Origin of the sequence: Amycolatopsis heterodermiae (assembly GCF_034929455.1) — a bacterium.
GTDB classification, from domain to species: Bacteria; Actinomycetota; Actinomycetes; order Mycobacteriales; family Pseudonocardiaceae; genus Amycolatopsis; species Amycolatopsis heterodermiae.
In genome coordinates, this window is record NZ_JAYFSI010000002.1 from 1087485 (window position 1) to 1112991 (window position 25507).

Consider the following 25507-nt stretch of genomic DNA (forward strand, 5'->3'; position numbering starts at 1 on the left):
CCGCACGCGCGATCCCCCCGTTCCCCGGCTTCCCTTGCAGTGTAGGGAGGACCGGGCTCGCGCGCGTCTCGAAGGCTCACTCCGCCGAGCGGCTCGCCTCGCGGACGATCGACCGGGCCAGCACCGCGAAGACCAGGTCGTGCAGCGGTTTCTGCACGTACCAGTACGCGTCCCCGAGTGGTCCGGACGGGGTGAACCGGACCTGTTGCCGCAGGTCCGTCCCGGTCGCCGCGGGCTGGACGCGCAAGGTCAGCTCCGCGTCGCCCGGCAGGCGCATGTCGGCCCCCAAGACCAGTTCCCGGGCGGCGTCGTCGCGGTGCCGGACGGTCCAGGAGTCGATGACGTCGCCGGGCACCGGGGAGTCGGGCCGGCCGCGGTAGAGCCCGACGCCGCCCAGAGCGTGGTCCAGCAGGCCGCGCAGCGCCCAGGCCGGTGCCGGGGCGAACCGGCCGTGCTCGCCGCCGAGGCGGGTGACGGTCCGCCACACCCGGTCGGGCCCGGCGTCGGTCCGCACGGTGTGCTCGCCGAGGTACGAGCGCCCCGCCGGCGCCGTCGCGGCCGGGGCACCGAGCGCGGCGCGCAGCGCGTTGTCGAGGCTCGTCGGGCCACCGGGCGGCGCGGGCAGCACGGTCTCCACCGGGACGTCGGCCGGGAGCAGGTCGTGGTCGAGGGACGCGAACAAGGGTGCCGCCACCGACGCGGGCACGGGTGACGCCAGGCCCGCGACCAGCGCGGCGGCCGCGTGCGACCACAGCGGCGCCGGCAGGGCGAGACCAGCGGGCCGGCGCAGGACACGGGCGCAGCGGCGCACGAGGTCGTCGTAGCTGATCATTTCGGGACCGCTCACGTCCAGCCGGCCGCGCACCGGCGCGGCCGTGGCGGCGGCGCGCAGGTAGTGCCGGACGTCCGCGAGTGCGACCGGCCGGCTGTGCCGGGCGGTCCAGCCCGGCCGGGGCCGGATCGGCAGCCGCGCCGTCCGGGAGAGCAGTTCGAGCCCGGCCGACCCGCGGCCGAGGATCATCGACGCCTGCAGCGCCACGGCCGGGACCGGCCCGGCGAGCAGGATGTCGGCGACCTCGGAGCGGGACGCCAGGTGCGGCGACGTCGCCGCGCCCGGGCGCGGGCCGCCGAGGTAGACGAGCTGCCGGACCCCGGCGGCCGCGCTCAGCGCGACGAGGCGTTCGGCGATGGCGCGGTCCCGCTCGGCGAAGTCCGGTTCGCGCAGGGAATGGACCAGGTGGAAGACCACGTCCGCGCCGCGCACGGCGGCTTCGAGCGCGTCGCCGTCCGTCGCGTCTCCGCGCACCACCGAGACCCCCGCGGGGAAGGGGTGCTCCCGGCCGCGGCTGAGGACGCGGACGCGGTGCCCCGCCGCGGCGAGGTCGGTCACCAGCGCCGTTCCGACGAAGCCGGTCCCGCCGAGGACGGTGCAGCTGAGCGTGCTGGTGGCGGACGACATCTTGGGCACGCTAGGCCGAACCGGGTGATCGCGCCTGCCGGGCCTCACGGCTGCACCGTCCGGGGCGTGGCGACGCTGTGCTGGTAGACGTCGGCGAAGCGACCGGCGACCCGGTCGATGCCGAACCGCCGGGCCACGGTCGCGCGGCCGGCGGCCGCCGCGGCCCGCGCCCGGACGGGATCACCGGCCGCGGCGCGCACGAACGCGGTCAGCCCGTCGGCGAACCGGCTCAGCGTCGCGGTGTCGGCCAGCATCCCGTTGCGGCCGTGCTCGACGTAGTGGCCGAGCCCGCCGCGGCGCGGGCCGAGCACCAGCAGGCCCGCGTCCATCGCTTCGAGCACGGCGATGCCGAACTCCTCCTTGCGGCTCGGGCACACGTAGAGGTGGGGTGTCGGCGCCGGGAGCCACCGGGTGAGGCCGTGTTCGAGCAGGCGGACGTCGTCGTTGCCGAGCGCGGGCAGCACCGCGAGCCGGCCGGCCGCTTCGGGGTGCTGTTCGGACAGGGCCAGGACCCGGTCGAGGACGCTGGTTTCCTCCGCGGTCGGAGCGGCCGGGTCACCGCCGACGAGCACAAGTGCGGCGTGCCGGTGCAGGCCGCGCGTCAGCCAGGCCTCGACCAGCAGGTCCTGCTGCTTGACCGGGTGCAGCCGCCCCACGGACAGGATGACCGGCAGGCCGCGGGCGGCGTCGTCCAGCCGAGGCAGGCCGGGGGACGGCGCGAACAGGGACTCGGCGAGCCGCTGCTGGCGGGCTTCGGCCGTGGGCACGCGCGGCAGCAGGGCGATCCCTTCGGCGACGGACTCCGGTTCGCGCCCTCGCAGCCGCGGGAAGTACCCGGGGAGTTCGCCGCCGGGCCGTCCGGGCAACCCCAGCAGGGTGTCCGCGGTCGCGACCAGCCGGTCGGCGGTGTACATCCGGTGCAGGTCGAACCGGGCGGCGACCGGATCGGCGGGACCGGCGGCGTACCGCTCGGCGAGCGAGCGGTGCGGATCGGCGGTGAGGGTGAACACGGTGCGGGCACCGAGGGCGCGGGCGGCCTGGGCGATCGCGGCGGAGCCGTCGTCGGAGTACCGCACGTGGACGACGTCCGGGGTGCAGCCCGACAGCCACAGCAGCTGCCGGGCCAGGAACGTGATCGCCGCGCGGTGCCGGGACAGGTCGATCTGGGCCGGCGCTCCCGGCGCGTCCACCGGGAGCCGCAGCACCACGTGCCCGGTCCCGTCGGCCTCGGCCAGCGCGGGCCGCTCGGTCAGCCGGTCCCGGCCCAGCAGGGTCAGGGTCACCACCCGGGCGATCCCGGGACGGCGGGGGAGGGCGTGCCCGAGGTGGCGCAGCAGGACCGTCAGCCCGCCGCTGGCGCCGGCGCCCGGGTGGTCGAACGAGCCCAGCAGCATCGACTGGGCCACGGTCAGCCCCGGCCGGGCCGGCGGCGGGGCCGTCCACAAGGGAGCGCCGTCGGGGACGTCGGCCAGGCGGGCCAGGCAGATCGAGGCGAGGACACGCTCGTAGGGGTCGTCCGTGCTCTCGCGGGCCGACGCGATGGCTTCGGCGGCCGCCGGGTCTCCGGCGCACTGGGACAGGTAGCGCAGCGCCGCGTGCCGGTGGCCGCGGTCACGGTCGAGGTCGGCGATCACGTCGGCCACCGCGAAACAGCGGAGTGCGTGGCGTTCGGCGAGGTCCAGCAGCAGGACCCGGCGGCGTGGTGACGCCGCGGCGATCGCCGCCGCGGCGGCCTCCGAGCCGTGGGCGGCGACGGCGTCACCGAAGACGTCCGCGGCGACGGCCGTCGCGAGGGAGTCGATCAGCTCGTCGCCGGTTTCCGGGATGGCCGCGAGGACTTCGGCGGGCGCGGGGGTGACTTGTGCGCGAGCGAGTGCGCGCAGGGCGGCCAACGCGGAGTCCGGGTCGGGCAGCGCCGGACGGACACCGGCGTACTCGATCAGCGCCGGACCGGCGAACGACGGGTGGAAGGCGCGGCGGACGTCGTCGAGCCGGTCCGGGGACGCCCCGGGGCCGAGCGCGCGCAGCCGGGCCACCGCGTCGGCGGGGTGCGTGGTGGTCGTGGTCGCCGAAATCGTCACAGCTGGGCTCCCGTGCTCAGGCCGTAGGGTCGGTGGGGACGGAGAAGGAGGTGCGGATGACCGCGTCCACGAGACCGCGGATCGCGGTGGTGAGCCCGCCGTTCGCGTCGCACGCGCGTCCGCTCGCGACGGTCGGTGCCGCGCTCGCGGCCGAGGGTGCCGACGTGACTTTCGCGTGTGCGCCGGCGTTCGCGGGCCTGGCCGAGGAACACGGGCTGCCCTTCGGCGTTCTCGCGTTCGGGGACAACGCCAACACCGGCATCGCGGAACGCACCCGGCAGGAAGCCGCCGGCGCGGCCCGGCTGGCCGAGTTCCTCGAGGCGACGCGGGCGGGCGCGATCCCGGCGCTGCTGGCCCAGGCTCGGCACCGGCGGGCCGACATGCTGCCCGATCCCGCCGCGGTGCTGGCTTCGGTACGGGAGTTCGACGACCGGTTCCGGCCGGACTGGTACCTCGTCGACCAGCTGGCCTACGCCGTCACGCTGGCGCTCCACGCCCTCGGCCGGCGCTGGGCGGCCTACTGTCCCGGTCACCCCAGTTACGTCCTGGAGGGTCCTGGGCGGTTCTTCGGGCTGCCGCCGTACTGGCCGGACGCGATCCGTCCCGGCGCCGGGGACCTGGCTCGCCTCCACGCCGAAGCGGCGGCCAACGACCGGCAGTTCACCGAGCTGTTCGCGGCGTTCCTGGCCGAGCACGCGCCGGACCGGCCGGCGCCGCCCAGCGCGTTCGGCCTGACGTCCGCGGAGGCCGTGCTGTTCAACTACCCCGAGCTGCCGTGGCTGCCGGACCTCCCGCGCGGCCCGGCGCTGCGGTTCGCCGGGCACTGCAGCGACGTCGGGAAGACGCCCTTGACCGGCGACTGGGAGCGGCGGATCGGCCGGTTGACCGGCGACGGCCGGCGCCGGCTCGTGCTGGTTTCCTTCGGCACGTTCCTCTCGGCCCGCGACGACGTGCTCAGCACCGTCGTGACCGGCCTGCTCCGGATTCCCGACGTCGCGGTCCTGGTGGCGGCCGGAGACCGCGCCGCGCCGGTGCGGGCGGCTTTCGCCGGGAACGACCGCGTCGAGGTCGAAGACCAGGTGCCACAGCGGGCGCTGCTGACCCGGGTCGCCGCCGTGGTGCACCACGGCGGCAACAACACGTTCACCGAGTGCCTCGCCGCGGGCGTGCCGGCGCTCGCGTTGCCGTTTTCCAGCGACCAGTTCGCCGTCGCCCACGACCTGGAGCGGATCCCGGCCGGCCGGGTGCTCGACCCGCACGGCCTGACCCCGCAGGCCGTCGCGGACGCCATGGCCGACGTGCTCGCGACGGCTCATCGAACCCGGGCGGCGGCGCACCGGCTGCTCGCCGGGCGTGGCCCGCGCGAGGCGGCTCGAGGCTTGCTCTCGGCCATGGGGCACCTTCCGGCCGTCGATCCAAGGACGATGCAAATCTAGGCGGAAGATCCGGCGGCCGTCGGCGTCCGTCCACGGCGGAGACCCTGACGACATGGCCTGGTTGCCGCATTCCTGCAGGTGGGCCCGAGTGAGGACAGGTCGGCCGTGCGCCGAATCTGCATCGCAGTTGCATCGAAGATGCGATTCGGCGAGACGGCGGCAGTCTCGCTCGCGGGCAGTATGCTGTGGCGCGACCAGCAGGCGAACACCGGGAGACGGCGTGACCGATACGTCCGAAGCACGTTCGCTCGGCTCGAGCGAAGTGGCACGGGCGCTCGGGGTGTCCCAGGTGACCCTGCGGACGTGGGAGAAGCGGTACGGGATCGGCGCGGCCCAGCGGGAGGACAACAACCGCCGGCGCTACACCCCGGAGGACGTCGAGCGGCTGCGCCGGATGCGGGCGCTGCAGGCGCAGGGGACCAGCGCGCGGGACGCGGCCCGGCTCGTGCTGGCGCGGTCGGCCGCCGGGACGACCGTCCGGCGACGCCGGGAGCGGCTCACCGAAGCCGCGGAGTCCTTCGACCTGCCCACGATCGGCGCGCTGGTCGACGACGCCTTCACCAGCCTGGGCGTGGCCAAGACGTGGACCGAGGTCGTGGCACCGGTGCTGCGCGCCATCGGTGAACGCTGGGCCGAGCACGACGACCGGAACGCGATGGTCGCCGAGTGGGCGCTGGCCACCACGGCCTCCGCGGCGATCGACCGGTACGCGGCCCCGGCGGCCACTCCCGCGGGCTCGGCGCCGGTGCTGTTCGTCTGCGGCCCGACCGAGCGGCACGAACTGCCGGTCAAGATGCTCAGCGCGGCGTTGAGCGACGACGGCGCCGCGGCCGCGTTCCTGAGCGGGCCGGTTTCGGTCGACGTCCTGCGGGCGATGTCCGCCCGGTTCGCGCCGCGCGACGTCGTGGTGTGGTCGATGACCGCGCAGTCGGCCGACGTGCGGTTCTTGCGCGTGTTGAGCGCCGAAGGGGTGCCGGTCCGCCCGGCGGGCCCGGGGTGGCGCGGGCTGCCGACGGTGGGCGAGCCGCTCCCGCCGTCGTTCACGGCGGCGCTGGGCGTTTACAGCAGCTGAACGGCCTCGCGGTCACCGGCGTTCTCGGTGCAGGGCACGGGTTTCGTCGTCGGGGTCCGGGCGCAGCAGGGAACCCGGGACGGCGTGGCCGGCGGTGCCCAGCTTGTTCATCTTCTTCGGCACGGGCGCGCCCTGGTATTCGAGCGGGACCGCGGACAGGGGCTGGTGGATCTCGATGAACTCACCGTGCGGCAGCCGCTTGATGATGCCCGTCTCGACGCCGTGCTCCAGCACCTCGCGGTCGGCCCGCTGCAGGCCGACGCACAACCGGTAGGCCGCGAAGTAGGCCAAGGGGGGTCCCACGAGCAGCCCGATCCGGCCGGCCCACGTCAGGGCGTTGAGCGAGATGTCGAATTCGAAGGCGAGGATGTCGTTGAAGCTGGAGAGCGTGAGCACGAGGAAGAACGTGATGGCCATCGCGCCGATGGACGTGCGGACCGGGACGTCCCGCGGTCGCTGCAGCAGGTTGTGGTGCGCGTGGTCGCCGGTGAGCTTCCGTTCGATGAAGGGATAGCTCAGCAGGAGCGTCACGAGCACGCCGATGCCGAGGGCGCCGGCGAAGAAGACCGGCGGCACGGTGTGGTTGCCGAGGTAGAGCTCCCAGGCCGGCCAGATCCGCAGGAGGCCGTCGGCCCAGCCCATGTACCAGTCCGGCTGGGACCCGGCGGAGACCTGGGAAGGGTTGTAGGGCCCGAAGTTCCACACGGGATTGATCTGGAGCAGCCCGGACATCAGGGCCAGCAAACCCAGCACGATGACGAAGAACGCGCCGCCCTTGAGGGCGAAGTACGGCATGATCCGGACGCCGACGACGTTGGTCTCCTTGCGGCGCACCCCCGGGAACTGCGTGTGCTTCTGGTACCACACCAGCGCCAGGTGCGCCCCGACCAGCGCCAGCATGATGCCCGGCAGCAGCAGGATGTGCAGCGTGTACAACCGCGGGATGATCTGGTCGCCGGGGAACTCCCCACCGAACAACGCCCAGTGGATCCACGTCCCGATCACCGGCACCGACAGCACGATCCCCGACAGCGTCGCCCGGATCCCGGTACCCGAGAGCAGGTCGTCCGGCAGCGAATACCCGAAGAAACCCTCGAAACAGCCCAGGACCAGCAGCAGACCGCCGATCACCCAGTTGGCCTCACGCGGCTTGCGGAACGCACCGGTGAAGAACACCCGCAGCATGTGCACGGCCATCGACGCGACGAAGATCAGCGCGGCCCAGTGGTGCAGCTGCCGCATGAACAGGCCACCACGCACGTCGAAGGAGATGTCCAGCGTCGTGCGGAACGCCTGGGACATCTCCAGGCCCTGCATGTTCTTGAAGCTGCCGTGGTAGATGACCTCCTGCATGGAGGGGTCGAAGAACAGCGTCAGGTAGACCCCGGTGAGCAGCAGGATGATGAAGCTGTAGAGCGCGATCTCGCCCAGCAGGAACGACCAGTGCGTCGGGAACACCTTGTTCATCTGGTGCCGCAGGCCCTTGGCCAGGCGATACCGCTGATCGGCGTCGTCCGCGGCGGAGACTGCCGCTCGCTCGATCGCGCGCGGCCCCTTGGTCGGCGTGGTCAGTGAACTCATCGGCGATCCTCCTCGGCGGTGGCCCGCCCGGCGATCGTCACCCCGCCGCGTCGCCGCCGCAACGAAGACCGGGCCCGTGCATCGAAGTTGGATCGCGCACGGCGCGTCCTCGCCGGATCGCGCTGCGGGCGCGGCCGCCGTCGGTCACGATGGGGAAATGGGGCGTTGGACGGCCGGGAAGCGGCTGCGGCAGGTGATGGTGTTCGTGCACGTCGCGGTGTCCGTCGGCTGGCTGGGGGCGGGCGCGGCGAACGTCGTGCTCGCGATGACCGCCGGGTACACCGGCGAGCCCGGCGTCCGCGAGGTCGCCTACCGGCTGATCGAGCGCATCGACGACTTCGTGGTCATCCCGGCGGCGTTTCTCACCCTGGTCGGCGGGATCGTGCTGGGGGCGGTGACGAAGTGGGGACTGACCCGGTTCTGGTGGGTGCTGGTGAAGCTGGTGCTGACCGTCGCCGTGATCGTCTACAGCACGTTCGGCCTCGGGGTGTGGGTCGAGCAGAGCATCACCGCGGCCGCCGCGGGCGTCGAGAGCCCGGTGGCGGGTCAGCTCGCCTACGGCGCGGCGCTCAACATCGTCGCCTTCCTGGCCATGACGTGGCTGTCGGTCGCCAAGCCCTGGGGCCGCACCCCGTGGTCACGGCCGCCGGTGGTGGCGCGGCGACCACGCCTGTCCGAAGTCTGAACCTTGTTTGCATCGCATCTGCATCGCGCTCGGAGTGCAACGGTTCCGTACGCGATTTAGGCTCCGCGGGTACCCGAACTGCAGTTGCGTCGCGGAGGTGATCGCGTGGCTCTCGAGTTCTCCACGGTGGTGGCCGCCCCGCTCGACGAGGTGTTCGCCTGGCACGGCCTGCCCGGGGCGATCGTGCGGCTGACACCGCCGTGGCAGCCGGTGAAGGTCGGTGCCGAAGCCGCTTCCCTGCGCGACGGCCGGGCGCGGCTGAACCTGCCCGCGGGCCTGCGCTGGGTCGCGGCCCACGACCCTGACGGCTACCGGCCGCCGCACCAGTTCGTCGACCGGCTCGACACGCCCGTGCTGTCGAACCTGGTGTCCTGGCGGCACACCCACCGCTTCGCCGCCGACGGTCCTGATCGGACGGTCGTCACCGACCTCGTCGAAACCCCGGTGCCCGCGGCGCTGCTCCGGTCCATGTTCGCCTACCGCCACCGTCAGCTCGCCGCCGATCTCGCCGCCCAGCACCGGTACTGGCACGAACCGCTGACCGTGGCCGTCACCGGCGCGAGCGGGCTGGTCGGGTCCGCGCTGACGGCGCTGCTGACCACCGGCGGCCACCGGGTGATCCGGCTGGTGCGGCGGCCCGCGCGCCACCGCGACGAACGGACGTGGGACCCGGCCGCGCCGGCCACCGGGCTGCTGGCCGGCGTCGACGCGGTCGTCCACCTGGCCGGCACCCCCGTCGCCGGGCGGTTCGACGACCGGCACCTGGCCGCCGTCCGGGACAGCCGGATCGGCCCGACCCGGGCGCTGGCCGCACTGGCGGCCCGCACCCCGGACGGCCCCGGCGTGTTCGTGTCGGCCTCGGCCGTCGGCTACTACGGCCCCGACCGCGGCGACGACGTCCTCACCGAGGACAGCAAGCCGGGGGAGGGCGCCCTGGCCGACATCGTCGCCGAGTGGGAGGCGGCCACCGAACCCGCCGAGGCGGCCGGGATCCGGGTGGTGCAGGTCCGCACGGGCCTCGCGATGAGCCCGCGCGGCGGCCTGCTGCGGCTGCAGTACCCGCTGTTCGCCGCCGGGCTGGGCGGGCCGCTCGGCGCGGGCCGCCAATGGACGCCGTGGATCGGCCTCGACGACCTGACCGACGTCTACCTGCGCGCGCTGACCGACCGCGGCCTCGACGGGCCGGTCAACGCCGTGAGCCCCGAGCCGGTGCGCAACGTCGAGTACACCCGGGTCCTGGCCCGCGTCCTCAAGCGTCCGGCCCTGCTGAAGGTGCCGCACTTCGGCCCGCGGCTGCTGCTCGGCCGGGACGGTGCCCGCGAACTGGCGTTCGCCGATCAGCGCGTGCAACCGGAACGGCTGCTCGCGGCCGGGCACGTCTTCCGGCACACCCGGCTCGGCGACGCGCTGGCGCACCTGCTCGGCACGGCCACCTCGAACGTGCGAGAACCGGTATGACCACGGTGCACCGTTCCGCCCCGGCACCGGTCGTCCTGGCCGGTTTCCTGGCCGCCGTGGCCGTCGTCGCCGTTGTCGGCGGCCTCGCCGCGTCGTCCTCGCGCGAGGTGTACGCCGGGCTCGAACAGCCGCCCTGGGCGCCGCCGTCCTGGCTGTTCGGTCCGGTGTGGACGGTGCTGTACCTCCTGATCGCCGTGTCCGGCTGGCTGTACTGGCGCGCCGGCGGCACCCGCGCCGGCTTCACCTGGTACGCGGTCGGGTTGGTGCTCAACGCGGCGTGGACGCCACTGTTCTTCGCCGCCGGCGCCTACACGCTCGCGCTGGTCGAGATCGTGCTCCTCGACATCGCGGTGGCCGGCGCGCTGGCCCTGTTCTGGCGCCGCTCGCGGGTGGCCGCCGCGCTGCAGGTCCCTTATCTCACTTGGACCGTGTTCGCCACGGCGCTCAACGCCGCGATCGTCGTGCTGAACTGACCGGACGCTGCAGGTGTCATCGAAGTTCTTCGAGCTGACCGAAAGGGTGGATCCATGACCACGGTTTCCCGCACGTTCACCGTCGACCCCGCTCCCGGCGTCGTCGTTCCCTACCTGGCCGACTTCGGCCACGCCGAGCAGTGGGATCCCGGCACCGAACGCTGCGTCCGCAACGACAGCGGCCCGGTCGAGGTCGGTTCGTCGTGGCACAACACCTCCAAGATCGCCGGGGTCAGCACCGAGCTGACGTACACCCTCGAGCAGCTCGCCGGCGATCGCGTCGTGCTGGTCGGGCGCAACGACACCGCCACCTCCACCGAGACCATCGAGGTCACGCCCAGCGGCACCGGCTCCGAGATCACCTACACCAACGAGCTGCAGTTCCACGGCCTGGCCAAGGTCGCGGCACCGCTGGGCAAGGTGGTCTTCGAAAAGCTCGGCAACGACACCGAGAAGCAGCTCACCGACGTGCTCAACGGGCTGGCGCACTAGATGGCACGGCGCACGCTGGACACCGCGAACCTGCGGAAGGTGGCCGGCCTGTCGGCCGCCGTCGTGGCAGCGGCACAGACCGCGACGGCGGTCGTCGCGCTGCGGAAGGGCCGCCGCGACTACGCCGACGCCGTCTGGGGCCCCGGCTTGGCGGCGGTAGCCGTCACGAGCGCGCTCGTCGGTCGCGGCGACGCCCGGCGACGCTGGGCACTGGCCGCGCTCACCGTGGGTTGGGCGGCACGGCTGGAGCGTCAGATGCTCACCCGCCTGCGCGGCAGCGAGAAGGAGGATCCGCGCTACACGGAGTTCCTGGACGGCGCGTCGACACCGGCGGTCGTCGGCAAGGTGTTCCTCACCCAGGGGTTGAGCCAGCTGCTGGTGTCGGCCCCGGTGCAATTGGCCGCCGCCAGCGCCCTCCCGCGCGGCGCACGCCGCTGGCTGGCCCCGGCGGGCCTGGCCGTCATGGTGGGCGGGACTGTGGTGGAGGCACTGGCCGACCACCAGAAAACGACGTACACCAAGCAGGACAAGGACAAGCGTCCGGACGTCCTCGACACCGGCCTGTGGAGCTGGTCCCGCCACCCGAACTACTTCGGCGACTCCCTGGTCTGGGACGGCGCCTGGCTGACCGCAGCCGCATCGTCACCGGGCCTGTGGACCCTGCCGGCGCCGGCATTGATGAGCTACCTGCTGATGTTCGCCACGGGAGCCAAGCGCACCGAGAAGCGCATGGAGGACCGCCCGGGTTACCGCAACTACCAGAAACGAGTGGCATTCTTCTTCCCGCGGCCGCCATCCGCACGAGCCTGAGGAATTGGCCAGCACGTACTTGCTGTCGCCCCCTGGAAGGCGCGCGTTCCCAGAGCGCTCAAGAAGCGGAACACGACGTGCGGACAGGTCTGCGCCGAAGTGGATGCCGGGCCTCGGCATCAGCAGGGTGGCTGATAGGGCAACTCCGGAAAGTACTGGTCCCACAACGCAAGCGGGAACTTGTCCCCGCTTGCGCAGACGTTCGCGGCTGATTTGTTCAGATCGAACTCCCAGCGCACCACAGTGTGCGTGTTGCCGCCCAAGATCACGACACCCAATAGAGCGGTTCCGTCAGGAGTGAGTCGAAAAGCCTCTCCTTGAGTGCCATCCGTCACTATGGTCGAGACCAATTTCGGGTGAGTGATGTCTGCGACGTCCCAGACGGTGAGAGTTCCGTTTTCGGTGACGACAATCCGGTCCGGAGGGAGATCACTTGCCGCTTCCGGCCTCATAAAGGCCCCGTCGGGGAGGATGAACTTTCCGAGTCGAACCGGCTTTTCCTTGTTCGAGACATCCCACTTGACGACCGCAAACTTTCCGACTCCCGTGGTTTGCGACAGGAGTGCAGTAGTGCCGCCATGCAGGAAACGCATTTCCATGAAAGACCAGTTCTGGTCACCGGCCAGCCATGGCCTCCGGGTCGGCTGGGGTCGATCGAAGGTCTCGAGTTCGATGGCCTGTACGCCGTCGACGGCCTCCAGTGGCGGCGTCATCGCCAGCGTATGCGAATTGCCGACGAACGTTCCGTCGCCGTCGATGGTCCTGCCGGGAACCGGAACGGTCGGATCCGCAAGGTCCCAGATCACGGGACTGCTCGGGTAGGCCACTGGCGAGCCGGTCGGGCCGGGCGGGTACTCAGGAGTATTGCCGATGAGGGCGAATCGGCCATCCGGGGTCCAAGACCGTACTTCGGACGCGCCCTTGAGGGTGGACGCCAATACCGGATGGCCACCTGGGGTACCGAGTTTCCACAGTTCCATCATGTTTCCCGTGACAGGCACGGCGAAAAGCCGTCCATCAGGGCTCAAAGTCGCATCTTTGGGTGCTCCAGAGTTGTGAACGGTGATCGTTGTTGCGATCCCCTTGTCGCCTAACCTGTATATTGTTGTCGTGTGTGAGGCGCCGTCTGCGGAAATGATCATCCGGGAGTCGTCCGAGATTTTCGCCCTGGATTGTGTGAGCTGACTGCCGTGCGCCATTCCCGCAGTGCTGATGACCGCTTCCTCGGTCTCTCGGGATGGCAGCAGGCGATAGGCGGCAAGAGCTATCTGGGCGGCCAGGTTCGGGTCGCGGGTGAGGAGATCGGTCGCGGCGGCAGCCGCGCGCAGTGCCAATGCGGTGTTGCGCTGCCGGGTGGCGTCGTGCTGGGCGTTGAGGGCGAAGACCAGCATGGCCGAGGCAGCCAGAGCGATGACGGCCAGCGCGGCGATCAGCGCCCGCTGACGCCGGATCCGTCGCCGGCTCGCCGATTGTTCTCGGTCACGAGCGGAGAGCGAGGCGGTGAGAAAGGCGCGCTCCCGGGACGTCAGCTCCTCGCTCGGCTGCATCCGGTCGGCGACGAGGGTCAGGCGATTGCCCCTGAGCAGGGAGGCAGGGTCCCGGCCGTGGGCTTCCCAGTCGGTGGCTCCCTCGGCGAGTTCGCGGTGGATCCGATGTCCCTCGCGGTCCGCGTTGAGCCACCGTTGCAGCCGCGGCCACGAGCCGATGAGCGCTTCATGGGTGATCTCGACCGTCTCCCGGTCCAGCGTCAGCAGCCGCGCGTCACCGAGAACCTGCAGAACGGCGGCGGTGTCGTCATCATCGTCGAGCTCGGCGCGGGGAATCCGGCGCTTGGTGTCCTCGGTGGTCTCGCCCAAGACGACCAGGCGCTTGAACAGCTGCTGGGCGAGGTGCTGCTGGGGAACCGTCAGCCCACTGAACACGGTTTCCGCGGTGCGCACGAGCGCGCCGTCCAGGCCGCCGGTGGCCTGGAATCCCGCGAGGGTCAGCGTGTTGCCCTTGCGGCGGCGCCACGTCTCGCGCAACGCGTGCGACAGCAGCGGCAGGGCACCGGCTTGACCGTGGGTATGGGCGATCAGGACGCTCAACAGGTCGCTCTCGACCGCACAACCGGAATCGGTCGCGGGCCGGGTGATCACCCGGCGAAGTTCTTCGGCAGTCATCGGCCCGACCGTGACCTGCGCGTCCCGCAGCGCCGTGACCAGGCCTTCGTGCTGCGCGACGTGGGCGTAGAAGTCGGCACGCACCCCGAGCACGACCCGGCACCGCGATCCGGGAGACGATGCGGCGAGCAGCAGGTCCAGGAACGCGGCTCGTTCCTCGTGGTCGGCGCAGAGCGTGAAGACCTCCTCGAACTGGTCGACGACGATGACGTTCTCCGCGGAGGATGGCCGGTCGAGCAGCAGTTGGTTGCCGAGACCCGGCAGGACACGAGGCCCACCGGACAGCTCCGCCTCGATCACCGACGTGGTGGTGCCCACGAGCGGAGCGAGCCGGAGCGCGAATTCCTGCACCGGGTGCGTGCCCGGGGAGAACAGCACGACCGGCCCAGAGGCCTCCATCGCCTGCAGGGCCGGGACGAGTCCCGCGCGCAATACGGACGACTTGCCCGCTCCGGACGGTCCGAACACGGCCAGGAAACGCTGCCGCCGGAGCCGGGCGACGAGGTCGTCGACCAGCCGCTCGCGCCCGAAGAACCGCTCGGCATCCGAGGGGCCGTACGCCGCCAAGCCGACGTAGGGAGCTGCGGTGGCGACCTGGTCGGCGTGCTCGAGTTCGAGGTTGTTCAACTCGGCCGAGACCAGGTGCCACCGGCGTTGCCATTCGACGTGGTCGCCGTCGCAGGCTGTGACGTACGCCAGCGTGACCGCCAGGCTCGGCAACCGGCGACCGCCGGCGGCATCGGACAACGTCGTCGATGAGAAATGGGCCAGCCGGGCCAGGTCCCGATACGACGGACCACCCGCTGCTTCTCGCAGTTTCCGCAGGTCAGCGGCGAACTGTGTGAGAACCGAGCCATCTCGATCCAACGGTCGCTCTGCACGTGGCATGGCTTGCCCAACCCCTCCCCGAGTCAGTTGCCGATTGTCCGGAGGTTGATGTCCGGCGTCCAGGCTCCGGCGCCGGACAACTCGTACGCACTACACCGATATGCGTGCGTCGCGAAGCGCCGTGGCGCTGCCCGGCCGTCGAAAGGAACGGTATGTTGCGAACGGCTGCTCTGCTGGGAGTGCCCATTGCGTTGATGGCGGTCATTGCCGCCACGACGACCGGTGTCGCGTCGGCCGCGTCGCCTGGCCTGGTGTTCCGCCCTGGCTGGACCATGGGTTGGAGCACTACGACGGTCCAGGTCTTCCACCGCCGAGCGGTGGTGTCGACGCAAGGCGAGGTGAAGCAGGTGATCGTCATCACGACCAGCACAATCCGCAAGATCACGTTCACTTGGCGGACTGCGCCGCCAAGTCCACCAGCCGCGTCTTGGGTGATGAGGCCTTGACCGGCAGGTGCTGCGGGGCCGGCGCGGGGCGAGGACGTCGGCCGATCTAGCCGCCGCGGCGGACATCGTCACGCGGCGACGCCAGGACGAAGGGGGCGTGCGGCGCTCGGGCGGCTGCGGCCCCGGTCCGGATGAGTCGTGCGGTGGGCGGCGAGTACCGCGAACAACTCATCGAGAAACAGGTCCGAGGTGTTTGTAGTTGACGTTGGTGAACACCCGGACGTTGTGGCCCGTGCGGTTTCGCGCCGACCTGGCGTTTGCCAGACGCACAGGCCGCTGCCGGTTCCGCTTCCACGGAACTCGTAACATGTCGGTTGGGTCGGACCTGATTGGGAATGTCGCCGACGGCGAAGTCGGACACCACACCGCCGGATACCCCCACCGGGTAGTAGAACAGGCAGAACTCTCGAACCTGCGGCATCCGAGCCGAGTGATCAACCATCCACACGACGCTCGGCGTGCCTGGGCCGTTTAGCTGCGGTCTACGCCACCACCCGAATGGTCGGCAGAGCAGGGTCGGGAGGTGACAGGCACAGACCGCCTGCGAGGTTCGCGCCGTCGAGGTCCCTTGACACGCATCGCGGTACTTGCTTTTCTCGTGATTCACGTAATGCACTGGGGGGACCTGTGCAACCGCACTTCTACGCGCCCGTTCCACAGAGACCGATTCCGCGAGTTCGGCCGCTCGCTGGGTGGCAAAGCGCGTCCGCGATCTTGATCATCGTGGTGGGCCTTGCGGACGTCGCGGGTGAGTGGGGTGCCTTCCCTGGTTCCGTCTGGTTGGCCGTGGACTGGACTTACCTCGGGATCCAGGCCGTCACCGGGATCGTCTTCATGCGGTGGCTGTGGCTCGCCCGCACCAATGCCAAGGTGATCGAACCCGCGCCGCACCGGCACTCACCCATGTGGGCCGTACTCTGCTGGATCGTGCCGATCGTCGGCTTCTGGTTCCCGCAGATGGTCGTCCGAGACGTCTGGAACGCCAGCAACCCCCAACGGCCGCGCGGTGCGGGGCAGCTGTACCCGACGCCGGGCGCCGAGCTGATTTCCTGGTGGTGGGCCGCTTTCCTCGCGAACCAGGTGCTGTCCACGATCGGTGCTCGCCACTCGCTCATGCGACCTCGCGATCCACTGGGCAGCTTCCCGGTGAGCCTCGATTCACCTGGCTGTCACATCCCAGGACCAGGCGCTGGTTTCGAGGCTCACGAAGGATGCACGCACCCGCGAGGCGGATCTCGCGCGCTTCGCCACCGGTCGGCGGCCTGACGTCCGGTCGGCATCGACGGTCATGTCACCGCGCCGCGGGCACTCCGAGTTCCCTTGCCGCGGACTTGGTCTCGCTTCAACGCTGTCATGATCAGCGTCCGGTCTCGGACGTCGCGCTGCCCCGGGAGCGCTTGGCTGACAGGGGGCGCTAGAGTTGCTCGTCCCGCAGGAACGCCTCGATGAGTTTGCGATCTTGGCTGGTGCGGGCACCGGTGATTTCCAGCGATCGGCCGTCTTTGCGGATGATCAAGGAACGGTCCTTCGCCCGGTTGACCCAATCGCGCAAGGTACGGCCGACAATGATCAGCACTGGGGAGGAGCTGAGGGTGACGACCAGGGACAACGTCGAGGCGTCGACCCCCTTCGCGCTTTCGGGTGGAGCCTGGCCGGGGGCGAACTCGACTGAATCCACCTCGAGCCCGAGCAGTTCCTCGCGCAGTTGCCGGATTTGTTCGTCGGCGATTGCCGGATCGTCATCGACGACTGTCACCGAAATATCTGTCACGCTTCGCACGATATCCCATGCGCGACGGACCGCGCAGGTGCTCGGGTGACGCCCAACGGACGGCGCTTGGCCCTGCTCGTCGCCACCAGTGACTACACCGACCCAGGCTTGAAGCCGCTGCGGGGGCCGCTGCGAGAAGTCGACGAACTGCGCGACCTGCTGGCGGATCCTGACATCGGTGCGTTCGAGGTGAGGGTTGTCGCGAACCGGTCGACCCAGGACCTGCGAGTGGCCATCGGCCGGTTGTTCAGTGAGGCCACCAGGCATGATCTGCTGTTGCTGCACATCTCCGGGCACGGCGTCAAAGACGCTGGTGGCAGGCTTCATTTCGCCGCGAGCGACACCAGGCTCGATCTGTTGAGTGCTACCGGCCTTCCAGCGGAGTTCGTCCGTGACGAGGTGGAGCGGAGTGCCGCGCGGCAGGTGGTGTTGTGGCTGGACTGCTGTTTCAGCGGTGCTTTTCCCGCCGGGCACGTGCCCAAATCGGGGATTCGCTTCGACGTGGTGGACCAGCTGGCGGCGAAACCCAGCCGTGGTTGCCTGGTGATGACCGCGTCGAACCACCTCGAGTACGCCTTCGAGACGGGAAGTGAGCATTCTCCGATCGGACCGTCGGTTCCCTCGATCTTCACCGAAGCCATCGTTGCGGGGTTGCGCAGCGGCGACGCGGACCTGGATTCGGACGGTCGGATAGAAGCGGCCGAACTCTACAACTACGTCTACGACCGTGTTCGGTCCCGGACCCCTCATCAGACGCCGACCCGGAACGACCGAGGCAGCGGGCCTGTCTACCTGGCGCACAGCCGGAAGGGACAGTCGCTGCCCCACGAGCTGGATCCCGAGCTGCGCGCGGCACTGTTCAGCAAGTACGACAGCATCCGCTTCGAGGCACGGCAGGTCTTGCATGAGACCGCGGCGGCCGGCGATGTGACTGCCATCGAAACGCTGCGGAGATTGGGCAACGACGAACTTGCACGGGATCTCGTGCCGTCCGCGCCGGAGCCGGTCACCTCGGGGCCGGTCCGGCTCAGCAGGGAAAAGGCCTTGTCCGGTGTGCCGACCGGTCGGCAATCGGCCGGTGGCGACGTGGAAGGCGCGCCGAACGCCGACGTCAGCGAAAAGCCGGCAGCATTGTCCGGTCCGTTGTCGCCTTCGGCGAAACGCACTCGGTGGCGCCTTGGTCGGCGCCGATCGGATCCATCGCGCGATCTGCAGCGAGACCTCGACCGGCCGCGGAAAGCGACGTTGCTGTCACGTCAAGACCTCGGAACGCACAGCAGGGCCCAGCGGATGGTGCGAGTCGCTCTGGTGGTCGCGTCCGTCATCGGATTGGTCGCGATCATCATTGTGAGCTGGTACTTGTCGGTCGAGGACGGCCCTGTCGTCCCCGAGAACGGTTACGAGCTGGCTTGGGCAGCCGGCGGTGCACCGGACGGGCAGAGCGCCGGAGCGACCGTGGCTCGGCACGTGCCGGTCACCCTCGGCTCCCCGGCTGTTCGCCCGGAGCTGACCATGGGTTTGCGAGCGCACGGGACCCTGCCGGCCACTTCATACCTGCGAGGCACATTGAGCGTGGACGAGAAAGCGAAGATGTGCGGCCCGCTGACCGTGCTCGTCGGGACCGGCAAGACTTTCGTCACGCTGCACGTGGGCATGGGTGCCGGCAGCAGCGTCGCCGTGCCGTCGTCGATCGGTCCCCTCGCGGGAAGTGACCGGGTCACCTTCACGATCGACTCTTCGGTCGCGACCGAAGAGCCGTGCGGCGCTGTTACCCTGAACTTCGACAACTTGGTCATGACGAGCTGACCCGTCTGTGTGGTGGGTTCATCGGTCGAAACCTGTCCACCGCTTGTCTCCTGAAGAGTTGGCTGCCGGAGTTGGAGATGTGGCAGGTACTACCTGCAGCGCTGGATTGCCAGCTTTGACGTCAGCGGGTTCCATCCTGGGGCGCCTACATCGTAAGCGTGATCGCCGGCCCGCGAGCGGATGTCGTGCTGCCGTGTATTCGTCGGCCGCCTGAGGTGGTTTCAACGAGAAAGCAGAGGACTGCGATGACGTGAGTTCACCGAGTCGGCGTACATCGTGCTCTTCTCCACCATTCTCAGGGGGCCGTGACACCGAGCGGCTGGTGGCGACGCCACCCAGGCGCCGCGTGCCGCGATGCGGCTCTACGAGTCGAGGATGTCGGGATGGATGTGTTTACCGGCGCCCGATGGGGTGAACTTGTTGGGCGGCAGCGGCACGAATACGACTCCGAACGGCGACGCGTCGAGATCCGGACGCCGTTGAAGGAGGTTGGCGGAAAGGTCCGCAAAAAGACCGGAAGAGTGATGATCATTACTCGGATGGCCGCCGCCGACCAGGCGCGGAAAGAGCCGACCCAGGAAGGGGCGGACGAAACCGCCGCAGGGACTCGGTTCGTGGCACTGCCGCCGGGGATCGCGGTGCTCTACGAGAAACTGATGGACAGCCACCGGGATGCGTTCGCTCTGTCCACGCCGGACGGCGGTCGGATTCCGAATCTGGTTCTGTAGGCCAGCACGTCGCAGACCGAGGACGGACTCCCGGAGGTCGCACGTCGGGCGCGGCCGGGTCAGAAGAGGAAAGGCATGGCCCGCGTCACTCCGGCGATGGAGAACCAGATCCCGGACGTCCTGCAGGAGCGTTGGCGTCGTTGTATCGGGCGGTCCGTTCCGGCGCGGGGGTGCCGTCGCCGGATTGTCGACTTCTGACCTGCAGTTTCAGGTGGTGCGCGATACTGGGATTGAACCAGTGACCTCTTCCGTGTCAGGGAAGTGGGACACCCGGGTTCACCAGTCTGGATGCACATCTGTGCAGGTTGCAGGCTCGGGTTGCTCCTCGGAGGGGCTATTTCCTCTGCGTTGTCTCCAGCTGTCGTCGCCGGGCGACCGCCGGATCTGTGCGCGGCCAGTTCGTCGAACAGCGACATGGACGAGGTCGTCATGACGGCAGTTAACGCGACTGGCGGAGTACCTCCTGGTGCTGATTCATGCGATCGCTCACCCGTGCTTGCGGAACACCGGCGGCAGCGCCGGATGCGACGAGCGGCTGAGCCGGCTCGGCGCCCGCGAGCACGAGGTGCTCGTCCAGGTGGGTGCCGGCTTGTCCAACTCCGAGATCGCGGCCACGTTGCACCTCGCGGAGGCGACCATGAAGTCGCACCTGGGGCGGATTGAGCTCCGCGAACGGATCCAGGCCGTGGTCGCCTATGAGAGCCGCCTCATCCACCCGGCGTGAGGACAAGCTCCCGCCGGACGCACCAACTGTCCGCCGGGTTCGGAATTCACCCGTCTTGCCGGGCGGTGTCCCTCTCGGTCCGCGCGACTTCGTGGTCCACCTCGGCCTGCTCCCTCTGTGTCCGCTGCTCGCTCCTGGCCAGCGCCGCTTCGGCCCGGTCCAACCGCGCCTGGGCTCGGTTCAGGGACTCCCGCGCCGACCAGATCGCCTCGATGCTGCGCCTCACCCGGTCGTCGGTGGCCAGCCCCAGTTTCTTGGCTTGTTCGAGCCGTTCCGCGACCGACAGCAGTTGTCCGTCCCGCTCATCGGCAGTCTGTTCACGGTGGTCGGCGATCGAGTCACGTCGATCCGCTATCTGGTCACGTTCATCCGCAACCGCGTCCCGTCGATCCGCGATGCGATCGCGTTCGTCGGCGATCCGGTCGCGTTCGTCGGCGATGCGGTCGCGTTCGTCAGCGGTCGCCTCAGGGGCACCCATCGCCTGCCGGTCGTCCGCCGGCTCGTGATCCGACTGGTCCACGTGCTCAGGATAGTCGTGATCGGTGTGCTCATCAGGTTGGCCGACAAACACGGACACCACGTCGGTGACTAACGCCCTTTGGCCCTCCACAGCCGGAAACACCCGTCGGGCCGTGAAGTATCTGCCCGCGGCCTGACCTCACTTCACGGGAGCCACACACCGAGGGAAGGGGTCAGCATGGCGATCACCGAGGTCCGCATCCATCCGGCGATCGGCGTCGCCAGGGTGGGCAACAGCGACACGGAGTTCTTCGTCGGCCCGGAGCGCCGGTGGGACCGGTCGGCGCCGCCGGGGGGTTACAAGGATCCGCAGTGCCGGATCAAGCGGCAGGCGGCCCGGTTCCGGATCTTCGGCTACGACAACGGCGTGCCGACCGAGCTGACCGCGGCCGACGCGACCATCGAGTGGACCGTGCGGCTGGTCAACCGCAAGGCCGACGCCGACAGCTACGACGTCGCGGGACCGCGCAACAGCGCCGTGACCGGCGCCGCGCGGCAGAAGCTGGTGATCGACCCCGGCGCGCGGACGCTCACCGGGCCGGACCAGCGGCAGGTGTTCGACACCGGCACGTTCGAGGTGCCCGGGAATGCGGCGGTGACCGTGCCGCTGGGAGAGGTGCGTACCGACGACGACGGGCACCTGCTGGTCCTGGGCGGGTTCGGGAAGTCCGGCTCGCCGTCGAACGCCGGGTTGCAGCACTTCGCCGACAACAGCGGCTGGTACGACGACACCGCGGACGGGCCGGTCACGGCGACGGTCGAGATCGGTGGCCAGACGTTCACCGCGGCCGGTGCCTGGGTGATCGTCGGGCCGCCGAAGTTCGCGCCGCCGATCGACAACACCATCCGACTGTGGGACGCGGTGTACGACGCCCACGTCCAGGCCGGACATTTGAGCCTGCCGCCGTCGCCGTCCTACACCGACGACATCTTCCCGGTGCTGCAGTCGGCCGTCGACACGGCCGCCGTGAATTCGGACGCCAAGGGCCACCACGGGTTCAGCCACCCGGTGGCCGGCGCGCAGTGGGTGGCCGACCGGCTCACCACGCCACCCGGGCCCGCCCACATGCCCCGGTTGTACTCGATGTCCAACAACGGGAGCTGGGACCAGAACCTGACCGGCTCCCAGATCGCGCTGGTCCAGAAGTGGGCGGCCGGCACGGTGACCGCCGACTGGAACCCGGCCTGGGGGCAGAGCCCGCCACCGGACGCGGTCGTCACCCCGGGCGGTCTCGACAAGGCGGCGCTGGAGAACTGCGTCGGCGGAGCGTTCTTCCCCGGCATCGAAGGCGGCATCGTCCTCGCCGACACCTCGAAGTACCTGCCGGTGGTGACCACCGACGGCGTCCCGTCGTTCCGGCTGGACCACGCCAAGGTGGCCGCCGGGGACATCACCGCGCAGATGGCCGTGCCGTGGCAGACGGACTTCTACGCGTGCAGCACCTACTGGTGGCCGGTGCCGCGACCCAACCAGGTCGACGTCGCCGGGCAGGGCAGCAAGGACTGGGCCCGCTCGGTCGCCGGCACCGCGGACTTCGTGGCCGGCAAGTGGGCCAAAATGGGCTTCGTGACCCGCCAGGGTGCGACGCTGGTGGAGACCGACCGGTGCGACAGCGCCGACACCACCGTCAACCTCGTCACGCCGTCGCTCGTTTTCCGCGACGTGCCTCAGGGCCCCAACGGCACCACCCGCAAGGCCGCCCGCGCGGTCGTGTTCGAAGTCCAGTCGGCCACGGCGGTGACCCTGACCTTCACCGCCGGGCCCGCCGACCCGAGCCTGTCCCGCTACACCCCGACGCCGGTCAGCGTGCCGCCCACCGGCGGCGCGATCACCACCGTGCGGCTGTGGATCGTCTACGCCGCACCGAACACCGCGCACAGCGTCACCGACAGCCTGACCGCCTCCTGCGCCGAGACCGGCCAGACCTGGACCATCCCGATCACCGCCAACTCGGTGCCGCGCAAGACCGTGGCCGCCGCTCTCGTGCTGGACAAGTCCGGCAGTATGGGCGAGGACCGCGGCGACGGGCTCGGGAGCAAGGCCCAAAGCCTGCGTGAGGCGGCGAGCACGTTCCTGGACGTGATGCTGCCCGGCGATTCCCTGTCGCTCACCGCGTTCGACGACAACGCCGTCGTGGTCAAGGGACTGACCACGCTCGGTGCCGTGGACGACCCGTTCGACACCACCCGCAGCGACCTGCGCACCGCTCTTTACGGCCCCGGTCTCGACCCCGGCGGCAACACCTCCATCGGCGACGGGATCTTCACCGGCCGGGGCACGCTGTCGGCGGCCGGCACGCAGGTTCGTTCGCTCGTGGTGCTCACCGACGGCGTCGAGAACCGGTCGCGCTGGATCTCCGACGTCGCCGCGGCCATCGACGAGACCACCTACTCGATCGGGCTCGGCACGTCCGCGAACACCAGCGCCGCGGCCTTGGAGACGATTTCCGGCAACCACGGCGGCTACCTGCGGCTCACCGGGTCGGCGCTCGGTGGGGACAACCAGTTCCTGCTCAAGAAGTTCTTCCTGCAGATCCTCGCTGGGGTGAGCAACGCCGAGGTCGTGCTGGACCCGGCCGGGTACGTCGGCTACCGCCAGGCGGTGCGGGTGCAGTTCTCCGTGTGCGACGCGGACAACCTGGTGGACGTCGTCCTGACCGCGGAAGATCGCCGGGGCCTGACGTTCCTGCTGGAGACCCCGTACGGCCGGCTGATCGACCCGGTGCTCGCGCGTTCGCTGGGTGGCTCGTTCGTCGTGACCGACCAGGTTTCCTACTACCGCGTGCCGATGCCCCTGCTGGTCGATCCGGGGCGGCCGAGCCACGAAGGCAGCTGGAACGCCGTGCTGGTCTACGACCGGCGGCGCGGACCGGACGACCACGAGCAGGGCCGGGTTCCGCCCCAGCGCTATTCGGTGCTCGTGCACGCCTGGTCGGACGTGTCGTTCACCGCGTCGGTCCGGCAGAGCAGTCACGAGCCGGGTGCCACGGTCACCGTGGTGGCCGCGCTCGCCGACTCCGGCATCCCGGTGACCGCGGACGCCACCGTCTGGGCGGAGGTCACCCGTCCCGGCGGCGGCCGCAGCACGCTGCAGCTGGTTCCCGGCGACGACGAGTTCACCGGATCCTTCGTGGCGACCACGATCGGCGATCACGAGATCCGGGTTCGTGCCGCGGGACGAACCGGCCGCGGGAACACCTACACCCGGGAGCGCACGCTCTGGGCCGGTGTCTGGCGCGGCGGCGACACCCCGCCGCCCGGCGGGCCCGGCGACGTCGGGGGCGCGCTGGCCGAGCACGACCGGCGGTGGTGCGCGCTGCTGCGGTGCGTCCTGCTCACCCTGTCCGGCAACGACCGGCTGATGGAGCGGTGGCGCGAATACGGGCTCGACCCGAAGGATTTCCTGAAGTGCGTGGAGTTTCTTCGCCAGGGCGCCGTGCCGGACCGCGGCGCCGGAACTCCGGACGAGGTGCGCCGGCTCGTGGCCGAACTGCGGCGGACGGTCGGCGATGACCAGTGACGTCGCGGTCGTCGGCGGTGGTCCGGCCGGCGCCGTCGCCGCGCTCGAACTCGCCCGCCGCGGCGCCAGGGTGACGCTGTTCGAGCGGTCGCGCTTCGGCGAACTGCGGATGGGGGAGACCCTCCCGCCGGCGGTGAACCCGCTGCTGCGCGCCCTGGGGCTGTGGGACCGGTTCGCCGCGCTGGAGCCGGTTCCGTCGTACCAGACGGCCAGCGCGTGGGGCGGGACCGAGGTGGCCGAGCGGTCCTTCGTGTTCAGCCCGCACGGGCACGGCTGGCACACCGACCGCGCCCGGTTCGACCGGATGCTGGCCGAGGCCGCGGCGGACGCCGGCGCCGAGGTCCGCACCGGAACCGCGGTCCACGGCGTGCGCCGGGTGCCGGACGGGTTCGTGGTGGACGCCGGCGAGCCGGTGCGGGCGGGCGCGGTCGTCGACGCGACCGGCCGGTCGGCCCGGATCGCGCGGGCCCTCGGTGCTCACCGGGAGAGCCTCGACCGGCTGGTCTGCGTCGCGCGGGTGTTCGGCCTGCCGGACGGCACGCCACCGAGCGACACGTTCCTCGAGGCGGTCGCCGACGGCTGGTGGTACGTCTCGCCGTTGCCCGCGGGCCGTCGCCTGGTGGCCCGCTTCGCCGACTCGCGGCGCGTCGCGGCGAGCCGGCTGACCACCGATTCCGGCTGGTCGGCGGCGCTGCGCGGGACCGAGCACACCGCGGCGCTGGTCACCGGCGCGCCGCTCGGCGGGTTGCGTGTGGTCAGCGCGGCCAGCCGGTACCTGACGCCGGCCGCCGGTCCGGGCTGGATCGCGGTCGGTGACGCCGCGCTGGCGGTCGATCCGCTGTCTTCTGGCGGCGCGGCGTTCGCGTTCGAGACGGGCAGCCAGGTGCCTGCCGTGCTGCTGGACGGCGCCGCGGCGAGGTACCGCGTCTTCGTGGAATCCGCGACGGCCGAGTACCGCGCGGTGCGCCGCCGGGTCTACGGCTGGGAATCCCGGTTTGGAACGGAGGCTTTCTGGCACGACCGTGCGAGCTGATCGACATCGGCGGTCATCGCAATGTCCCCTGTGGACGGTCCGGCGCGCACGGGAATTCGCTGACGGCTGACGAAAAGCGTGGCGATCGGTCGCCACCAGGACCTGCCGGGACGACGGCCGAACGCGTCTTGGCGACGCTGTTCCCGGGTACGGCGGGGAGCCGTCGGCGCAAGCAGGCCGACGGCCCATCGATCCGCCCAACCGGACGGCTGCACCGATGGGCGCGCGCCGGCCGTCCTGCATCCGCGTGGTTTCTGTGGGCTGTTCATGGCGAACTCCAGCGTTCCCGTAGGGGCCGCTGGGGTCTGGGCGGCGGATCAGGCGTATCGGGTTCACTGGTGATTCGGTGACCGGCCACCTTCG

General features: G+C 70.6%; 20 protein-coding genes. 14 read left to right on the forward strand and 6 right to left on the reverse strand.

Features of this window, described 5'->3' with window-relative positions; all coding sequences use genetic code 11:
* Window positions 1-76 precede the first annotated feature (76 nt).
* Window positions 77-1459, reverse strand: a complete 1383-nt coding sequence (locus VA596_RS15485) for a DUF2867 domain-containing protein (RefSeq protein WP_323327539.1) — start codon at window positions 1457-1459, stop codon at window positions 77-79.
* A 44-nt stretch (window positions 1460-1503) separates the two neighbouring features.
* Entirely contained in the window at window positions 1504-3540 is a 2037-nt protein-coding gene (locus VA596_RS15490; protein WP_323327541.1) for a glycosyltransferase family 4 protein, read from the reverse strand.
* Window positions 3541-3596: 56 nt separating this feature from the next.
* On the opposite strand from VA596_RS15490, the gene VA596_RS15495 reads away from it, so the two are divergent.
* Both VA596_RS15495 and VA596_RS15500 read left to right on the forward strand, forming a co-directional pair.
* Complete coding sequence (locus VA596_RS15495) at window positions 3597-4976, forward strand: glycosyltransferase (protein ID WP_323327543.1); 1380 nt, start codon at window positions 3597-3599, stop codon at window positions 4974-4976.
* A gap of 220 nt (window positions 4977-5196) precedes the next feature.
* Window positions 5197-6048, forward strand: coding sequence for a MerR family transcriptional regulator (locus VA596_RS15500; RefSeq protein WP_323327546.1), 852 nt, complete (start codon window positions 5197-5199; stop codon window positions 6046-6048).
* A 12-nt stretch (window positions 6049-6060) separates the two neighbouring features.
* Here the strand turns inward: VA596_RS15500 and qcrB are convergent, their stop codons facing one another.
* A complete protein-coding gene (gene qcrB, locus VA596_RS15505) occupies window positions 6061-7629 on the reverse strand; it encodes a cytochrome bc1 complex cytochrome b subunit (protein ID WP_323327548.1) in 1569 nt (522 codons plus the stop codon).
* 157 nt (window positions 7630-7786) lie between these two features.
* On the opposite strand from qcrB, the gene VA596_RS15510 reads away from it, so the two are divergent.
* The 5 genes from VA596_RS15510 to VA596_RS15530 all read left to right on the forward strand — a co-directional run bounded on the left by VA596_RS15510 (window position 7787) and on the right by VA596_RS15530 (window position 11547).
* Window positions 7787-8314, forward strand: coding sequence for a DUF2269 family protein (locus VA596_RS15510; RefSeq protein WP_323327550.1), 528 nt, complete (start codon window positions 7787-7789; stop codon window positions 8312-8314).
* Window positions 8315-8419: 105 nt separating this feature from the next.
* A complete protein-coding gene (locus VA596_RS15515) occupies window positions 8420-9772 on the forward strand; it encodes a TIGR01777 family oxidoreductase (RefSeq protein WP_323327552.1) in 1353 nt (450 codons plus the stop codon).
* Window positions 9769-10245 carry a TspO/MBR family protein gene (locus VA596_RS15520; protein ID WP_323327554.1) on the forward strand — a complete coding sequence of 159 codons (477 nt, stop codon included), beginning with the start codon at window positions 9769-9771 and terminating at the stop codon, window positions 10243-10245. The genes VA596_RS15515 and VA596_RS15520 overlap by 4 nt, the downstream gene beginning before the upstream one ends.
* A 54-nt stretch (window positions 10246-10299) precedes the next feature.
* A complete protein-coding gene (locus VA596_RS15525) occupies window positions 10300-10737 on the forward strand; it encodes an SRPBCC family protein (RefSeq protein ID WP_323327556.1) in 438 nt (145 codons plus the stop codon).
* Window positions 10738-11547 (forward strand): DUF1295 domain-containing protein, encoded by an 810-nt coding sequence (locus VA596_RS15530; RefSeq protein WP_323327558.1) that lies wholly within the window; start codon window positions 10738-10740, stop codon window positions 11545-11547. It abuts the gene before it with no gap.
* 119 nt (window positions 11548-11666) lie between these two features.
* Here the strand turns inward: VA596_RS15530 and VA596_RS15535 are convergent, their stop codons facing one another.
* The gene (locus VA596_RS15535; protein ID WP_323327560.1) at window positions 11667-14597 is read right to left on the reverse strand and encodes an nSTAND1 domain-containing NTPase; all 2931 of its coding nucleotides are present in this window, start codon (window positions 14595-14597) and stop codon (window positions 11667-11669) included.
* Window positions 14598-14701: 104 nt separating this feature from the next.
* On the opposite strand from VA596_RS15535, the gene VA596_RS15540 reads away from it, so the two are divergent.
* Both VA596_RS15540 and VA596_RS15545 read left to right on the forward strand, forming a co-directional pair.
* Window positions 14702-15043, forward strand: a complete 342-nt coding sequence (locus tag VA596_RS15540; protein WP_323327562.1) for a hypothetical protein — start codon at window positions 14702-14704, stop codon at window positions 15041-15043.
* 723 nt (window positions 15044-15766) lie between these two features.
* On the forward strand, window positions 15767-16309 hold the full coding sequence (locus tag VA596_RS15545) for a DUF4328 domain-containing protein (protein WP_323327765.1): 543 nt from the start codon (window positions 15767-15769) through the stop codon (window positions 16307-16309).
* Window positions 16310-16457: 148 nt separating this feature from the next.
* On the opposite strand, the gene VA596_RS15550 is transcribed toward VA596_RS15545, so the two are convergent.
* Complete coding sequence (locus tag VA596_RS15550; RefSeq protein WP_323327564.1) at window positions 16458-16814, reverse strand: hypothetical protein; 357 nt, start codon at window positions 16812-16814, stop codon at window positions 16458-16460.
* Window positions 16815-16880: 66 nt separating this feature from the next.
* On the opposite strand from VA596_RS15550, the gene VA596_RS15555 reads away from it, so the two are divergent.
* From VA596_RS15555 to VA596_RS15565, 3 genes are all read left to right on the forward strand, one after another.
* Window positions 16881-18620 carry a caspase family protein gene (locus tag VA596_RS15555; protein WP_323327566.1) on the forward strand — a complete coding sequence of 580 codons (1740 nt, stop codon included), beginning with the start codon at window positions 16881-16883 and terminating at the stop codon, window positions 18618-18620.
* A gap of 383 nt (window positions 18621-19003) precedes the next feature.
* Window positions 19004-19348, forward strand: a complete 345-nt coding sequence (locus VA596_RS15560) for a hypothetical protein (RefSeq protein ID WP_323327569.1) — start codon at window positions 19004-19006, stop codon at window positions 19346-19348.
* A gap of 496 nt (window positions 19349-19844) precedes the next feature.
* On the forward strand, window positions 19845-20072 hold the full coding sequence (locus VA596_RS15565; protein ID WP_410171881.1) for a response regulator transcription factor: 228 nt from the start codon (window positions 19845-19847) through the stop codon (window positions 20070-20072).
* Window positions 20073-20118: 46 nt separating this feature from the next.
* On the opposite strand, the gene VA596_RS15570 is transcribed toward VA596_RS15565, so the two are convergent.
* Window positions 20119-20592 carry a hypothetical protein gene (locus VA596_RS15570; RefSeq protein ID WP_323327571.1) on the reverse strand — a complete coding sequence of 158 codons (474 nt, stop codon included), beginning with the start codon at window positions 20590-20592 and terminating at the stop codon, window positions 20119-20121.
* Window positions 20593-20769: 177 nt separating this feature from the next.
* Here VA596_RS15570 and VA596_RS15575 point away from each other — a divergent pair, with 177 nt between their 5' ends.
* Window positions 20770-24111, forward strand: coding sequence for a LodA/GoxA family CTQ-dependent oxidase (locus VA596_RS15575; protein WP_323327573.1), 3342 nt, complete (start codon window positions 20770-20772; stop codon window positions 24109-24111).
* The gene (locus VA596_RS15580) at window positions 24101-25144 is read left to right on the forward strand and encodes an NAD(P)/FAD-dependent oxidoreductase (RefSeq protein ID WP_323327575.1); all 1044 of its coding nucleotides are present in this window, start codon (window positions 24101-24103) and stop codon (window positions 25142-25144) included. Before VA596_RS15575 ends, VA596_RS15580 begins: the two co-directional genes overlap by 11 nt.
* The last annotated feature ends 363 nt before the right edge of the window (window positions 25145-25507 follow it).

Excerpts from the sequence above, each read along its gene's own strand:
- VA596_RS15510 (WP_323327550.1), top strand. The coding sequence starts at position 7,787 with ATGGGGCGTTGGACGGCCGGGAAGCGGCTGCGGCAGGTGATGGTGTTC.
- VA596_RS15575 (WP_323327573.1), top strand. The coding sequence starts at position 20,770 with ATGGCGATCACCGAGGTCCGCATCCATCCGGCGATCGGCGTCGCCAGG.
- VA596_RS15495 (WP_323327543.1), top strand. The coding sequence starts at position 3,597 with ATGACCGCGTCCACGAGACCGCGGATCGCGGTGGTGAGCCCGCCGTTC.
- VA596_RS15535 (WP_323327560.1), bottom strand. The coding sequence starts at position 14,597 with ATGCCACGTGCAGAGCGACCGTTGGATCGAGATGGCTCGGTTCTCACA.
- VA596_RS15525 (WP_323327556.1), top strand. The coding sequence starts at position 10,300 with ATGACCACGGTTTCCCGCACGTTCACCGTCGACCCCGCTCCCGGCGTC.
- VA596_RS15485 (WP_323327539.1), bottom strand. The coding sequence starts at position 1,459 with ATGTCGTCCGCCACCAGCACGCTCAGCTGCACCGTCCTCGGCGGGACC.
- VA596_RS15530 (WP_323327558.1), top strand. The coding sequence starts at position 10,738 with ATGGCACGGCGCACGCTGGACACCGCGAACCTGCGGAAGGTGGCCGGC.
- VA596_RS15580 (WP_323327575.1), top strand. The coding sequence starts at position 24,101 with ATGACCAGTGACGTCGCGGTCGTCGGCGGTGGTCCGGCCGGCGCCGTC.
- VA596_RS15560 (WP_323327569.1), top strand. The coding sequence starts at position 19,004 with ATGGATGTGTTTACCGGCGCCCGATGGGGTGAACTTGTTGGGCGGCAG.
- VA596_RS15520 (WP_323327554.1), top strand. The coding sequence starts at position 9,769 with ATGACCACGGTGCACCGTTCCGCCCCGGCACCGGTCGTCCTGGCCGGT.
- qcrB (WP_323327548.1), bottom strand. The coding sequence starts at position 7,629 with ATGAGTTCACTGACCACGCCGACCAAGGGGCCGCGCGCGATCGAGCGA.